This window comes from Corynebacterium sp. AOP40-9SA-29, from assembly GCF_052377405.1.
Classification (GTDB): domain Bacteria; phylum Actinomycetota; class Actinomycetes; order Mycobacteriales; family Mycobacteriaceae; genus Corynebacterium.
The window spans coordinates 242,495-257,311 of record NZ_JBQSWR010000003.1 but is presented as its reverse complement, the minus strand read 5'-3'; the positions used below and the strand labels follow the sequence as shown (position 1 = coordinate 257,311).

The window sequence follows — 14,817 nt, the reverse complement described above, 5'->3', positions numbered from 1 at the left end:
ATCGTAGAAGCCTCGTCGCACCACAGGTACGCGTCTCCATCGTGTGGAGCCCGCGACCGGTGATCTCTCATCCCTCCCGTCAGCATGACGAATTCAGGGTGCCCGAAAGTACACGCTTTCGGATTACCGACCCCGGTCGACCGAGAACCAGAACGTCCGCAACACCCCCAGCCGTACTGCCGTAACTTTCCTGATCGTGCCATCTCAGATTGGAACGCCATGCCGTTACAACCGTCTACATTTCCCTCACCCCAGCGTCGCCAGATATCCCGCCGGAATTTCCTCCGCGCCATCCCCCTCATCGCCGGAACGATAGCGGCATCTCCACTATTGACTTCATGCGGCGATGACTCCGGCGGCATGGGCGGTGCGGGAGAATTCGAATTCAAACTCGCCTGGATACCGAATGCCGAGTACGCCGGGTTCTTTCAGGCCCAACAAGAAGGTGACTACGAGAGCACCGACATCGAACCGACGTTCATCTCTGGAGGGCCAAACTCCGCGACTATTCCCCTGATCACAGGAAAACGGGCTCTCGGCGGCATCGAAGCTATCCCGGAGAACGCGGTCAACGCTATCAACGCCGGGGACAAGATCAAGATCGTCGGGTCGCTCTTCCAGCGAAGCCCCGAGTGCTGGGTTTCGCTGGCGGACAGCCCGGTGAAGGAACCGAAGGACATTGAGGGGAAGCGACTCGGCATCACGCTCGCCGGGCGGAACACCGCGATTGTCTTCATGGAGAGCAACAACGTCGATGTCTCAAAGGTCGAATTGGTCCCCATCCAATTCGACCCGGCCCCCCTCATCTCCAACGAAGTCGATGCGTTGTGGGGCTTGGCGACCAACCAGCCCGTGACTCTGGAGCTCGCCGGCCATTCGACTCACGTGATGCCGTTGGGAGAATACGGCTTCAATCGCATGCAGAACGTCATCATGGTGCATGAAGACACCCTTTCAGACGAAGAGTCTGCCGAGACGATGCGAACCTTCCTCAAGTCCTCGGAAGAAGGGTGGGCCGCGGCACTGGGCGATCCCGGGCTTGGGGCGCAAACCACCGTCGACATGTACGGCCAGGACTTGGGCCTGGTTCTCGAAGAACAAACAGCTGTCCTGGAAGCGATGGTCCCCTACATGACTCGCGAGACGGACACGGACAAATCGGCCTTCTGGATGTCCGACGCCCTCATCCAGGAAACCATAGACAGCCTCGGTTCAATCGGAATCCAGGCGGATCCCACCATGTTCACCAATGAGCTGCTCTCATGACACAGGACGCGCTACTCACAGAACCCGCAGGCCGCACCACCGGTTTCGAACTTATCAACGTGAACAAGTCCTTCGGAACAGGGTCAGACGAGGTGGTCGCGCTAGATGATGTCTCGTATACCGCCGAGCCTGGGGAATTCGTCAGCATCGTGGGGCTGTCTGGCTGCGGGAAGTCGACGATTCTGCGTATGCTCGCCGACCTCGATCAGCCTTCATCCGGAAAGGTGTTAGTCGACGGACAGTCCCCCTCGTCACTCCGCCTTTCCAGCAGGATCGGCGTGGCTTTCCAGGATTCCGCGTTGCTGCCGTGGCGGACGGTGGAAGCCAACATCCGACTGCCGTTGGAGGTGACTGGCGACAAAGACCCTGAAGCCGTCCGCAACCTCATCGATCTAGTCGGCCTCAGCGGCTTCGGGGATTCACGCCCGTCGCAGCTGTCGGGAGGGATGAGGCAGCGCGTCTCCCTGGCGCGGTCCCTCGTCCTCAATCCTGACCTACTTCTGCTCGACGAGCCGTTCGGTGCCCTTGACGACATCACGCGACAGCGGCTCAACTTCGAGTTGCAGCGCATTTGGAGTGAGCGCGAGACAACGACAGTCCTGGTGACCCACAGCATCTCCGAGGCCGTCCTGCTCTCGGACAAGGTCATCGTCATGACGCCCCGGCCAGGACGGATCGAAGGAATCATCACCATCGACCTGGAGCGCCCGCGCAATGCCGAAACGTTACGGGACGCACACTTCCACGACCTCTGCGGCGAGATCAGCAGGATGCTCTTCACGGCGTCCGGTTCGGGGACGCCATGAGAGTGTTGTCAGGTCACCAGCGGTGGGCGGTGCCGCTGATCTCCTCGGTCCTCCTGATTCTTCTCTGGACAGCGCTGTCAGCCGTACCTCGCCTGGAGGCCGTAGTTCCCTCGCCACTCGTCGTGGTCCAACAGATGGCATCCGACGTGAGCTACTACCCACGAAATGTGTCGGCGACGATGCTCAGTGCGGGCCAGGGATTCCTCTGGGGCAATGGAATCGCGCTGCTGCTCGTGGCATTGACGCTTCCATTCCGGCGATTACAGGCACTCGTCGAGCGCCTGGCCGTCGGAGCAGTCGCACTGCCCCTTATCGCCGTGGCACCCCTGCTCACCATCGCGTTCAACGGCGACACACCCAGCGTCATACTCGCAGCACAAGCGTCCCTGTTCCCGACGACTGTCGCGGCGATCCTCGGTCTCCGTTCCGCCGACCGGGCCTCGGTCGAGGTTGTCATCGCCGCCGGCGGCTCCGCCTGGACTGCGCTGCGCAAGGTCCGGCTACCCGCCGCGGTCCCCTCAATCATCACTGGCCTGCAGGTGGCAGCACCGAGCGCGATCCTCGGTGCCATCATCGGTGAGTACATGGGCGGCGTCCGTGGACTCGGGGTCGCGATGATCCAGGCCCAGGGCAGCTTCAACGTCCCCCGCGCCTGGGGGCTGGCCATCGTCACCGCGGCCGTCGCCGCAGTTGCCTACGCTGTCATCCCGCTAGTCGCGAAGCTTCTCTTTCCCCGGATGACGACGGCGACGACTCAGCTCGGCTCGCGGGCCGACGAGTTCGCCACCCACTCCTCGAAGCTCCGAGGGATCCTGCAGTTCCTCGGTGCGGTCCTCGTGACCATTATCGGCGTCCTCATCGTCTGGTGGATCGCCGCACAGGCGCTCCCCGGCGGAGGCGCAGTTGCCCGTGGGCCAGGGGACGTCCTTCCATATCTCTTCAACGAGTACACACAGCTCGTCACGAGCGGCAACAGCGAGGAACAGCTGGCAGTCAACTACCTCATCGACTCCCTGTCGATCACTCTGGTCAATGCCGGGATCGGGTTTGTCGTCGGCCTCGTCGCAGCGATCCTGATGGCGGTGCTCGCCTTCCACTGGCCCATCGCGGAGCAAGCCCTCATGCCGATCTCGATCACGCTGCGTTCTGTTCCCATCGTCGCGGCGATGCCGTTGCTCGCGCTCATCTTCGGACGCGGCCTGCTGGCCGTCACTGTGCTCGTCACCATCATGACGTTCTTTCCGACGCTCGTGAACCTGCTGCTCGCCATGCGACAGGTTCCGCCTTCGGCATCCGACGTTTTCACCGCCTACGGTGCCGGCGGTATCCGGACGACGATGAGCCTGCATCTTCCCTACGCCATCCCGGCCTTGCTTGCGTCAGTGAAAATCGCACTGCCGCTGTCGATCGGTGCCGCAATGGTCGCGGAATGGCTTGCCACCGGCGAGGGGCTCGGCGCGACGATGACGGTCGCCGCGACACTCTCCGACTACAACTTCGTCTGGGCCGGGGTAGCCGCGGTGCTCTGTATCTCTCTCCTGGTCTATCTTGTCGCCGCGAAACTTGAGTCAATCGCGCTGCACCGCTTGTCGTAACCCCACTGAAAACATTCACCGAATTAACCCGCAAAGAATGCGGAAAGGACCATTGACATGCGCACCATCCTGAGGCACGCCCGTATCGACGGAGCGGAAGCCGAGAGCATCATCGTCATCGACGGTGGAGTCATCACTGAAGTACTGCCGGAAGGAGACTTCACCCCCCTTCCGGAGGATCAGGTGGAGGACGTCAAAAGCCAGATCGTGATGCCGTCTTTCGTCGACGGCCACTCACACGCGGACAAGAGCATGTGGGGAGAGAAGTGGGTGCGACGCACCGCCGACGAAATCTCCATGGACCAAATGTTCGACGACATGATCGAGCAGTGGAAGCTCCCCCAGTCACCTGTGAAGATTCGCGCACGTAGGTTCATCGATCGATGCATCGAATACGGTACGACGACGATGCGGGTCTTCGCTGATGTCGCGCCCGAGATCGGCCTCGACGGCGTACACGCGATGCTCGAACTGAAAGAGGAACTCGCGGAGGAAATCGATCTCTCCGTGGTGGCGTTCCCCCAACTTGGCATCATTCGTAAGCCTGGTACCGCCGATCTCCTCGACGCCGCTCTTGCCGACGGCGCGGACGCCGTCGGCGGACTGGATCCCGCAGGGCAGGACAAGGACGCCAATGCCGCTCTGGACACCGTCTTCGGTCTCGCCGAGAAGTACCAGGTTCCCGTCGACTTCCACGCCCACGAGGACGGCGAACTAGGTGTCTGGCTTGTGGACCGTATTGCTGAGCGGACGAAATCGCTGAACATGCAGGGCAAGGTCAGCATGTGTGACGTCTTCAGCCTCGCCGAGCCGACCCCCGAACAGTTAACCCACCTCAGCAGCACTCTCGCCGACGCCGGCATCTCGATCACCGTCGGCGTGCACGGACTGTTGCCGGTCCCGGACATCAATCGGCTCCACGATGACGGGGTCCTCCTGTGCCTGGGGTCGGACTCAGCCCGCAGCCTGTGGTCACCGTGGGGCGAAGGTGACATCCTCGCACGAGCGCAGTTCCTCGCCTACAAGAAGTACTGGCGGACAGACCGGGACCTGGAGTTCGCGGCGTCCATCGGCAACCGGCTCGGACGCAAGGTGTTCGGCATCGAGCCGTTCGGCGTCGAGGTCGGCGCACCGGCCGATCTCGTCGTCTTGCCGGGTGAGGTCATCGGGGAACTCGTCGTCCTGCCCCCGCCTCGCTCACTGGTCCTCAAGGCCGGGCGGATCGTCGCGCGCGACGGAAAGCTCACACGAACGAACGCCCTCTGATCATCATCTGATCATCGTCCCCATTCCAAGGAGTCACAATGGCCCGTGAAGGACTACAGCACCACATCCATCTCGCCGACGTGGACAGCGCACCCTATGCGCTGCTTCCGAATGACCCGGCGCATTCTAAGATCGTCGCCAGCCACCTTGACCGTCCACAGCTGGTGGCCCAGAACCGTGAATTCGAGACCTGGCGGGGCTTTGTCGACGACACTCCTGTTGTCGTCACCTCTACGGGTGTCGGCGGCCCCTCGACCGCGTTGGCGATCGAAGAGCTCGCGAAGACGGGAGTGCACACATTCATCCGGCTCGGAACCTCCCTGACCATGCAGCCGTACGTGCGAACCGGTGATCTCGCAATCGCCACCGCCGCGGTCAGGGACGAGGGAACCAGCCGGAACTACATGCCACCGGAGTTCCCAGCGGCCGGGGATTTCGATGTCCTGACTGCACTACGCGAGGGCGCTGACACGGTGGGCGCGCGCCGGCATCTGGGAATCGTCCACTCAAAGGACGCGTTCTATGGCGAGACGGAGCCTGAGAGACTTCCTATGGCGACCGAGCTGAGGGCGCGTCTGGATCTCTGGGCCCGTGCCGGGGCAATCTGTTCCGAAATGGAGACGGCCGCGACCTACGTCGTGTCGTCCGCGCTGGGGGTCCGCGCCGGCAGTGTCATCATGATGTGGGGTGATGACGTGGACGGGGCCAACCCGCCGCCTCTGGACGGGCTTCACCGAACCGGCGTCGAGGCCGTCCGTGCCCTCATCAGCCGTGAGCGTTGATGTAAGAGCGTCGCGGGGGCCGTCCGCCCTGCCGGTCGCCGGCTAGCGGAGCCCTACGCACCAACCGCTGAGCCTTCTCCCTCTGCCGTCCGCGCTCCCAGCAACAGCGCGGTAGCCACCACGTGCGTGCACAGCACCTCCGGGGCGTGGCAGCTGCACCACGAAGCCTCCGCCGGACTCGCGAGGTCAACGACCACCTGCCGATCCTGCTCCCCGAACACCTGAGCAGTGGCGTACCGGCCCTCGACCCGCAGTTCGGTGACGGTATCTAGGCGCTCTGCGGCTCGCGCAATCACATCCTCACCCGCGGCGTCGGCAATGTCCCCGTGCCACCCGGCCGGCAGGTCCAGGGCACTGGTGACGGTGCCCTTCGTGTCCCAGATTCCGGTGGACACGGCAAGCCGGACGTAGCCGGTGACCCACGCGCCGACCTGCGGTTCGACGTCTGATGGCAGGGCGAGCGGGAGGGGTAGCGACGCGTCCACCACCGTGCGGTACCAGGCCCGACCGGTGAGCTCATTGGTCACGAGTTCAGCGGACAGGATGCGTCCGACGATCACCGCGTGCGGTGCAGCATCGAGGACATCCTCGCTGACCTGCGGCAGCGGGGCCGACAGAAGAGACGGCACGTGTCCGCCGTCGGTGTCGCCGCCGTCGGCGTCCGTCCCAGCGCCGAACTCCACGTCGACCTCCACGTCCAGCGCGACAGCAGTGAGGGCGACGTCCTCACGCGTCGCGGTCGCCGACTCGTCCAGACGCGTGCCGAACCAGCAGGCGTCCGGCACCGTCCACACGTCATCGCAGTCGGCGAGGACGCGGGTGACAACGTCTCCGTCGCTCCCGCACAGATCGGCCTGGACCACGCTGCCCTCGATGCGCACGAGGGACGCGGTGAGTCCCTGCCGCGGATCGGAGGTGCGGGGCCGCACAGTGGCGCGGGCGCAGGTCTCCTCATAACCGGAGATCCAGGTCAGCCGCATTCCGGACGCATCGTCGTAGCAGCGCACAGTGTCCGGGATACGTCGGTCTGGTGAGCGACGGGCCGTACTGGCAGCAACGGGCAGGAGACGGCGGTCGGGAACGTCGAGCCCGAGCGCGGGGGCGGCGAAGGTGTCGTCAATGGTGAGCATGCCCCACACGGTATCGGCCGGCACGGACATGAAATGCCGGGAACGTAGGAGAGGTGAACGTTCGTTCGACAGAAAGAACCCGAGCGAGCACGGTTGCCAATCCCCGCACGCGCGTAGCCTTTTGGCGACACTCCCGCGCTTGCCGCGCCACCTCTCCCCCAAGGAGCACCACGTTGCCCGTCCACCCTCAGGCCCAAGCCTTCCTCGACTCCGTCGCCGGCGCGCCACCACTCGACACGCAGACTCCCGCACAGAACCGGGCTGACCAGGATGAAGCCAAGAAAATCATCGGCGAGCCACGTCCGCTGCCGGTGGTCTATGACCTGACCGTGGCAGGCGTGCCGACCAGGGTCTACGCACCCCGCGCGATCGACGCCACCCTCGGCGCGGTGGTCTACCTGCACGGCGGCGGCTGGGTACTCGGCGACCTGGACCTGGCAGACACCACCGCCCGCGATATCGCTGCCGCCGCGGATGCCGTGGTGGTCAGCGTGGACTACCGCCTCGCCCCGGAAAACCCCTTCCCCGCCGCGGTGCAGGACGTCCTGGGCGTGGTCACCTCGCTACTGGAGGGCACGTCCGGGTTGGCGGTGGACCCCACGCGGATCACCGTGGCCGGCGACAGCGCCGGCGGTAATCTCGCCGCCGTCGCCGCCCAGCGGCTGCGCGACCACGAACCGCCGCTGGTCCACCAGGTGCTGGTGTACCCGGTCACGGACCTACGCGAGGCGCCGTACCCGAGCTACGCGGAGTTCGCCGACGGTTACTTCCTCACCGCCCGCGATATGCGCTACTTCGTGGAGAACTACACTGTCGGTCACGATGTCACCGATCCGATGGTCTCCCCCGCACTCAATCCTGACCTGCACGGACTTGCCCCTGCCACGGTGATCACCGCCGAATACGACCCGGTCCGCGACGACGGCGAGGCCTACGCGGCCGCCCTCGCCGCGTCCGGCGTGCCGGTGACCACGCTGCGCTTCGCCGGCATGGTTCACCCGTTCCTCTTCCTCGCCGGAATGATCGACGCGGCCACCACTGCCCGTCGCATTATCGGTACAGAAATCGGCGCAGTGATTGGTACATCCATGCAGCGACGGTAGGCCGGCTTCCCTGCTAGCATCGCCGGGTATGGGGGAAAAACTAATATTCTCCGGCCCCGATGGGGGCCGGGCAAAGAAACTATTCAATACGCTGTGCACGGGGGAATCACCGGATCTGCGCGAGTACGGCGAAGCCGTGATCGCCGCCGTCGGCGCGCAGATAGAGATAGAGGACGCCGAGCGCGCCCGGCACGAAGCGGCGTCCGGCGCGTCCAGCGCGCTTGCCGTCGAAAGGTTCGAGGCGATGGACGCCTACCGGCGCGTCCAAAGCTGGGAGGCCCTGGACCTCGATGCGGTCCCGGATGCGGTGTGGAGCGTCCTGCAGATGGGCGCGCTCTCCGCGTTCCAGGCGGTGTTCAGCGATGACAGACATGACCGCGTTTTCGACCTCGGTGTCATTGATGACCCGTTTGAGCCGGGGCTCCGCGCGCTGTCCGTGACCTGCCTGGACACCGACGACAGCCTTGACGGCTCCAGCGGGCTGAGCGCACCGGTGCATTTCCGCACCTTCGACGTCTTCGACCAGGACCAGGACGCGTTGGCTCGTATTGACGAATTGCGTCGGCGGGATCCCGGGACGTTGCAGGGCTGGTGGGTCGAGGCATTGCAGGAGACGGCGGCGGGCCTCATCGCCCGCGGCGGAGCACCACTGGAGAGGGCCGGCGGGCGTAGGTCCGTGGAGGACGTCGTGGTGCTGTCGAAGGCGACGAATATGAACTTTCCGTTCCCCGATGCGTCTGGCCGGATCCGGTGTCCGCACGGGGTGACGTTCAAGATCGTGGACACCACCGCTCACGAACTCGCCGTGCAGGAGGTGCGCGACCGATGGGAGGGGATGCCCAGTATCGCCGACAAGGAGGTGGCCGACTCCCTGGAGGGGCTGGCCATCGGCCTGGTCGGCGAGGCGCTGCGCGAGTTCGGCGACGAAGGCCTGGTCAGCGGTATCGCCATGGATGCCCGCGGGGTGACGGTACGGATCTTCACCGACGACGAGCGCGAGCTGAACCTGCCGGGCATCGAGATACTCACCGCCCCGACGCAGCCCCGGCTGGTGGAGCGCATGGAACGTGCCCTGTGCAGTTCCGTGATCTCGGCGAACGCCGCCTGGGCACGCGCGCTCGCCAACGCGGTGGACATGATCGCCGAGTTCTCGCCGTTCCCGAAGGAGACCATCGCCCATGTGGTGGAGCGTTCGACGGTGATGCTTGCGGAGGATCAGTTGGTGCTTGGGGTGTAGGCGGGCTGGGCTCCACCTGTGCCTTCACGTCCGCGCGGATCCCCGCAGATCACGGGCGGGGAGGGCCAGAGTAAACAGTGCGAGACCCCAGGCGACAGCCGCGATCAACCACAACGGCAGAGAACTCCGGCGGCCGCCGAAGGTATCGGTCCAGTCGTACCCGGCGACGAGAAGAACCACCGGCGCCGCCGCCCACAGTGCCGCTGCGACGACGAAACAGAGCCAGCGCGCGAGGTTGGGTATGACCTGGCTCGGCCGCCCGTCCCACCGGTCGAAGACGGAAGCGACGCTGAGTCCGACCGAGGTGAACCCGCCCAGTGTCAGGAGAACTGCCCCACGTGGCGACGCGAGCGGAAAAACTCCGGCGAGGCACATGACCAGCATGACCAGGAAGGAAACGGCGACGGAGCTGACCAGCAGCGCCATTTTCCAGGAGTCGGCCTTATCCACCCGTCCATGCTTGTTCGGCGCTGCACTCCTCGACATCGGTTCACGGTAGCACGGGCGCTGCCGGGTATATCCTGGGTACGGAATCATGCCGTGACCTTGGCGAAGACATCTCCGAGCGCCTCGACCTCGATTCCGTGCGCGCCCTGGAGAAGAACTGCACCAGGTAGCCCTCGACCTTCCTGCGTGGATGGTCAAGGCCCTCGATGCTGAAGCACGGCGTATCGGAGTGGACCGGGAGTCGATCATCAAGATCCGACTTGGCGAGACGCTCCGAAGCTGACGGCGCAATGGCCGAACCTCCCGGAGGTCCGAGCGCACCAGCCCATCAGTAGCATTGTCTTCGAAGCGACCGCCAAGGACAGACAGGACGACATGTCGGAACAAATCTGGGGCATTCACAACGACACCGTGACCGACCAGCTGGTTGACGAGGGGTTCGTCAGCATCGGGTGGGACGAAGTCGGAGATCTATCGAAATTCTCCTCCGGCCGCGATAGCATCAAGAAAACTCTCGCCGAGAAACACCCTAATGCCAAGACGAACAGCATCGCCGGACAAGCCGGCGTCCTGTACAGGTTCGCCCGCGAAGTATCCGTCGGTGACATCATCGTCGCCCCATACAGACCAGACAGCACAATCAATATCGGGAAAGTCGACAGCGAGTATTATTTCGAGGAAGACGCTCCAACCCACCGGCACCGTCACCGTGTCCGATGGATTAAGACAGGCCTTCCCCGAGCAGTATTCTCACAGTCCGCACTTTATGAACTGGGTTCAGCTCTAACCCTATTCAAGGTCAGTCGGCATACTGACGAGGTATTCGCCGTCCTTCATGCGAAAACAAATGACGCTGACGCCATTGCCGACACCGTCGACGCACTTACAAAGACCCGGAACCTCGACGAAGAAGCCGACGCCCCGGAATCGGACGAACCCCGCGCTTCCAGGATCGAAAGGCACACACGAGACTTCATCCTCGAAGTACTCACGAGCGCCATCAACCCCCGGGAATTCGAGGAGCTGTCTGCGGACCTTCTCCGAGCGATCGGCTACCAAGCGCGTGTCACCCAATATTCACAGGACGGTGGCATCGACGTTGTTGCCCACAAGGATCCCTTGGGCATCGAGCCACCTCTTATCAAGGCCCAATGCAAACAGCGAGTAAGCACCATTGGCTCCCCCGAGGTCAATCAGCTCATCGGCACGCAGGGGGATGGTGAACTTTGCCTGTTCTTCACCCTGGGTTCCTACAGCAGAGATGCGATCGCGATCGAGCGACAGCGATCCGGAATTCGGCTCTTATCCGGCGAAGACATCGTCTCGCTCATCATCGACAACTACGCGCAACTTCCTGAGCGCTGGCGACGAGCGATTCCCCTGACCTCGGTCCTCGTGGTCTCCGACGAGGCCGAGTAATCTCGCCGGAGCTCTTCCGGCCGTGTACCTCAAATTCAGTACCCCGCGCGGTCATTCCTTCCAGGCCCAACTCGGGGGCACACCGGGGACGGAATGCGAATCGAGGTCGTGCCTCTCCCTACATTTCCACGCCTGCCTACACCTCCGCCCCAGCCTCCACCTCCTCCCCTGCCTCCAGGTGGATCCGCGCGTAGGCACGGACATCGGCGTCCGAGTCCCCCTGCGCGGCGACCAGGACCTCGCGTACCGAGGGGTCACCCGGCCACGTCGCCGCGGTCGTGACCACGGCCTTGCGCACATCGGCGTTCTCATCGGACAGACCCCGCCGCAACAGCGCAACCGCGGTCCCGGCGTCCAACGAGGCCGCCCCCCTCACCGAACCGACACGCACACGCCACGACGGGTGCCCCAGCGACTCCGCGAGCAGCCGGGCACGCGCGGATTCCTCCCCTGCGCCGTTGCCTGCCCCGCCCCCTGCCCCGGCTCCACCACCAGCCCGCCCCACAGGACCCAGCGCAGCCAACGCCGCCTCCTGCACCAGCGGGTCCACATCGCCACCGAGTTCAAGAAGCACCGGCTCACTGTCGGCGGATGCGATCGTGCCGAGCGCCTTCGCGGCGACCACACGCACCTCACGCTCAGCATCACCGCATGCCAACGACACACCGGCGGCATCGTCGACCGAGGTCAACGCCGCCACCGCCTCCAAGCGCACCCGCAGGTCAGTGTCCGCCAAGGCATCGCGGTACACCGACGGGGAACCAGTGCCCTGCACCCGCATCAGGTGCAGCGCGATGGTGCGGACCGCAGGATCAGGCGCCTCCAGATGAACCCCGGCGTCCTCGACGCGCGGCAGGATCTCCACGAGTTCGCGCAACGCCTTCACCGACTGCCGGCGCACCTCCGCATCGGAATCACCCAGCGCCGCGAGCAGCACCCGACCGAACCCGTCCGGGGTGTTCTCCGTCGCCGAGGCGATCGCCGCGGTGCGCACCCGTGGCTCCGGATCATCGAGGAACACCGCAAGCTCTTCGGCCTGCGGATCCTCGATCGCCAGCAGTTCCAGGATCCGCTGGGCACCCGCCCCCTCGGTCGAGCGGGCGACGGCCCGCCCGCGCACCGCACCGGCGTCGAAGGGCGTGCGCACCACCGGGGAAGCGACCGGCACCGCCGTGTCGTCCGGCGAGGGGATGTGGTCGAACTCCTCGACCGGCACCAAGTAGGGGTGCACCGGCCTCTTGAGGAACGACATCTCGCCTGCCCCGTCCTTGAACAGGTTCAGGTGGAAACCCCACTCCTCGTCGCGCTGCCCACCGGGCAGGTCGGCACGCTCGTGGTACAGACCCCACCGCGACTCCTGCCTGGTCAGCGAACTGCGCGCCGCCATCTCCGCGCAGTCGCGGATGAAACTCACCTCCGCACAGCGCATCAGCTCGTGCGGGGTGCGCCCACCCATCGCCTCGATCTCCAGGCGCATACGCTCGAAGGTCTCCACGGCGAGTTCCAGCTTGTTGGAGGTCTTCGGCGGTGCCACGTAGTCGTTCACGAAACGCCGCAGCTTGTACTCGACCTGCGGCTGCGGCGGGCCGTCCGGGTGCAGGTACGGCCGGTAGATCAGCTCGTGGGCCTCACGCACCTGCTCGGCGGGCAAGTCGCCCGGTGCCTCGACGTCCCCGCGGGTCAACGCGGCGTCGCGTCCGGTGAGCTCGCCGTAGACGAAGGCGCCGATCATGTAGTTGTGCGGCACGCACGCCAAGTCGCCGGCGGCGTAGAGCCCGGGCACGGTCGTGCGGCCGTGGTCGTCCACCGCCACGCCGGAGGCCGAGTGCCCGCTACACAGTCCGATCTCCGAGACGTGCATCTCGATGTCGTGGGTGCGGTAGTCGTGGCCGCGGTTGGCGTGGAAGGTGCTGCGGGTGGGGCGTTCGGTGCTGTGCAGGATCGACTCGAGCTCGGACACCGTCTCCTCCGGCAGGTGCGAGACCTTCAGGTAGATCGGTCCCTTCGCCGACTCGATCTCGCCGGCGACCTCCTTGATCATCTGGCCGGACCAGTAGTCGGAGTCCACGAACCGGTCGCCGTCGGCGTTGACCTGGTAGCCGCCGAAGGGATTGGCCACGTAGGCGCAGGCCGGACCGTTGTAGTCCTTGATCAGCGGGTTGATCTGGAAGCACTCGATGCCGCTGAGTTCGGCGCCGGCGTGGTAGGCCATGGAGTAGCCGTCGCCGGCGTTCGTGGGGTTCTCGTAGGTGCCGTAGAGGTAGCCGGACGCCGGCAGCCCCAGGCGTCCGCACGGCCCGGTCGCCAGGATCACGCTCTTGGCGCCGACGGTCACGAACTCGCCGGTGCGGGTGTTGAAGGCCGCCGCCCCGCAGGCCCGACCGTCCTCACCGACGAGCACGCGCACCGGCATGAACCGGTTCTCGATGCGGATGTGCCGGCGGTTCTCCTTGCGACGCAGCTGCCGGTAGAGCGCCTTCTTGATGTCCTTACCCTCCGGCATCGGCAGCACGTACGAGCCGGAGCGGTGCACTCGGCGCACGGCGTAGTCACCGTACTCGTCCTTCTCGAACTTCACGCCGTAGCTCTCCAGGCGCTTGACCATGGAGAACCCGCGGGTGGCGGTCTGCATCACGGTGCGTTGGTCCACGATGCCGTCGTTGGCGCGGGTGATCTCGGCGACGTAGTCCTCCGGCACCGCCTTGCCTGGGATCACCGCGTTGTTCACCCCGTCCATGCCCATGGCCAGCGCGCCGGAGTGCCGGACGTGGGCCTTCTCCAGCAGCAGGACGTCCGCGCCCTCCTGCGCGGCGGTGAGTGCGGCCATCACCCCGGCGGTGCCGCCACCGATGACGAGGACATCGCAGTCCAGACGTTCGGCGTCCCCGACCGCGGGGACGGTAGGTGCGGCGTCAGTGTCGGTGACGGTGGTGCTGGTGCGGTTGGCGCCGTTCACGGCGGCCGTGGAGTTCACTGGCATGTCAACGTCCTCTCTTGTGTGGTGTCTTCGGGGTCTTCCGGTGTCGTCAGTGCGGTCAGGATCCGCGCGCGGGCAGCGGCGAGCGCTGCGGCGTTCGGTGCGTCCGGCGCGTCCGGCCCCGCCGGCACAGCGATGTCGTCGCGGATGCGTCCGGCGGCGGAGAGCACCACCACCCGGTCGCCGAGGACGAGCGCCTCGTCCACGTCGTGGGTCACGAAGACGACGGTGGTCGGGTGCGCCTCGAGGGTGCGCACCAGCAGCGACTGCATGGCCACGCGGGTCTGGGTGTCGAGCGCGCCGAAGGGTTCGTCCATCAGCACCGCGCGTGGTGCGCCGGCCAGGCCGCGGGCCAGTTGCACGCGTTGTCTCATGCCGCCGGACAACGAGCGGGGCAGGTGGTCACCGGCGTCGGCGAGGCCGACCTCGGTGAGCCAGGTGTCGATCTGTGCAGGGCGCCGCCTTCGTGGCACGCCGCGCAGGCGCAGCGCCAGGTCCACGTTGGCGCGCACGCTGCGCCACGGCAGTAGGACGTCCTCCTGGAAGACCATCGCCCGGTCGCGCGAGGTGGTGGTCACCGGCTCGCCGTCGGCGACGATGGTCCCGGCAACCGGTGTACTCAGCCCGGCGACGGCGCGCAGGAGCGTGGACTTGCCGCAGCCGGACGGTCCGGTGAGCACCAGGATCTCCCCCGGCGCGATGTTCAACGACAGCCCGGGGATCACCGTCTTCCCGCCGACGTCGATGCGCAGGTCGGTGACCTCGATGGTCATGGCGTTGCCGCGGGTG

Annotated in this window: 12 protein-coding genes; 8 read left to right on the top strand and 4 right to left on the bottom strand. The window is 65.4% G+C overall.

The genetic code is table 11. The features are described from left to right. Positions 1-219 precede the first annotated feature (219 nt). The 5 genes from ACT3SZ_RS07775 (at position 220) to ACT3SZ_RS07755 (ending at position 5,715) form a co-directional block, all read left to right on the top strand. Complete coding sequence (locus tag ACT3SZ_RS07775) at positions 220-1,266, top strand: ABC transporter substrate-binding protein (RefSeq protein WP_444617969.1); 1,047 nt, start codon at positions 220-222, stop codon at positions 1,264-1,266. Further along, positions 1,263-2,072: an ABC transporter ATP-binding protein gene (locus ACT3SZ_RS07770; RefSeq protein ID WP_444617968.1), complete on the top strand. Its 810-nt coding sequence runs from the start codon at positions 1,263-1,265 to the stop codon at positions 2,070-2,072. Before ACT3SZ_RS07775 ends, ACT3SZ_RS07770 begins: the two co-directional genes overlap by 4 nt. Positions 2,073-2,206: 134 nt before the next feature. Further along, positions 2,207-3,667, top strand: a complete 1,461-nt coding sequence (locus tag ACT3SZ_RS07765; RefSeq protein ID WP_444617967.1) for an ABC transporter permease — start codon at positions 2,207-2,209, stop codon at positions 3,665-3,667. Between the two features lie 57 nt (positions 3,668-3,724). Beyond that, entirely contained in the window at positions 3,725-4,933 is a 1,209-nt protein-coding gene (locus tag ACT3SZ_RS07760; RefSeq protein ID WP_444617966.1) for an amidohydrolase family protein, read from the top strand. A 38-nt stretch (positions 4,934-4,971) separates the two neighbouring features. Further along, a complete protein-coding gene (locus ACT3SZ_RS07755; protein ID WP_444617965.1) occupies positions 4,972-5,715 on the top strand; it encodes a nucleoside phosphorylase in 744 nt (247 codons plus the stop codon). Between the two features lie 53 nt (positions 5,716-5,768). Here the strand turns inward: ACT3SZ_RS07755 and ACT3SZ_RS07750 are convergent, their stop codons facing one another. Then, a complete protein-coding gene (locus tag ACT3SZ_RS07750) occupies positions 5,769-6,845 on the bottom strand; it encodes a hypothetical protein (RefSeq protein ID WP_444617964.1) in 1,077 nt (358 codons plus the stop codon). A 173-nt stretch (positions 6,846-7,018) separates the two neighbouring features. Between ACT3SZ_RS07750 and ACT3SZ_RS07745 the strand changes: the two genes are divergently transcribed. Next, the gene (locus tag ACT3SZ_RS07745) at positions 7,019-7,948 is read left to right on the top strand and encodes an alpha/beta hydrolase (protein ID WP_444617963.1); all 930 of its coding nucleotides are present in this window, start codon (positions 7,019-7,021) and stop codon (positions 7,946-7,948) included. A 28-nt stretch (positions 7,949-7,976) separates the two neighbouring features. Further along, positions 7,977-9,185 (top strand): hypothetical protein, encoded by a 1,209-nt coding sequence (locus ACT3SZ_RS07740; protein WP_444617962.1) that lies wholly within the window; start codon positions 7,977-7,979, stop codon positions 9,183-9,185. Between the two features lie 24 nt (positions 9,186-9,209). On the opposite strand, the gene ACT3SZ_RS07735 is transcribed toward ACT3SZ_RS07740, so the two are convergent. Next, the gene (locus tag ACT3SZ_RS07735; protein ID WP_444617961.1) at positions 9,210-9,671 is read right to left on the bottom strand and encodes a hypothetical protein; all 462 of its coding nucleotides are present in this window, start codon (positions 9,669-9,671) and stop codon (positions 9,210-9,212) included. A gap of 336 nt (positions 9,672-10,007) precedes the next feature. On the opposite strand from ACT3SZ_RS07735, the gene ACT3SZ_RS07730 reads away from it, so the two are divergent. Continuing rightward, positions 10,008-11,051 (top strand): restriction endonuclease, encoded by a 1,044-nt coding sequence (locus ACT3SZ_RS07730; RefSeq protein ID WP_444617960.1) that lies wholly within the window; start codon positions 10,008-10,010, stop codon positions 11,049-11,051. 136 nt (positions 11,052-11,187) lie between these two features. Here ACT3SZ_RS07730 and ACT3SZ_RS07725 read toward each other — a convergent pair whose 3' ends face one another. Further along, a complete protein-coding gene (locus ACT3SZ_RS07725; RefSeq protein WP_444617959.1) occupies positions 11,188-14,031 on the bottom strand; it encodes a fumarate reductase/succinate dehydrogenase flavoprotein subunit in 2,844 nt (947 codons plus the stop codon). Further along, a complete protein-coding gene (locus ACT3SZ_RS07720) occupies positions 14,022-14,801 on the bottom strand; it encodes an ABC transporter ATP-binding protein (RefSeq protein ID WP_444618068.1) in 780 nt (259 codons plus the stop codon). Before ACT3SZ_RS07720 ends, ACT3SZ_RS07725 begins: the two co-directional genes overlap by 10 nt. Positions 14,802-14,817 lie beyond the last annotated feature (16 nt).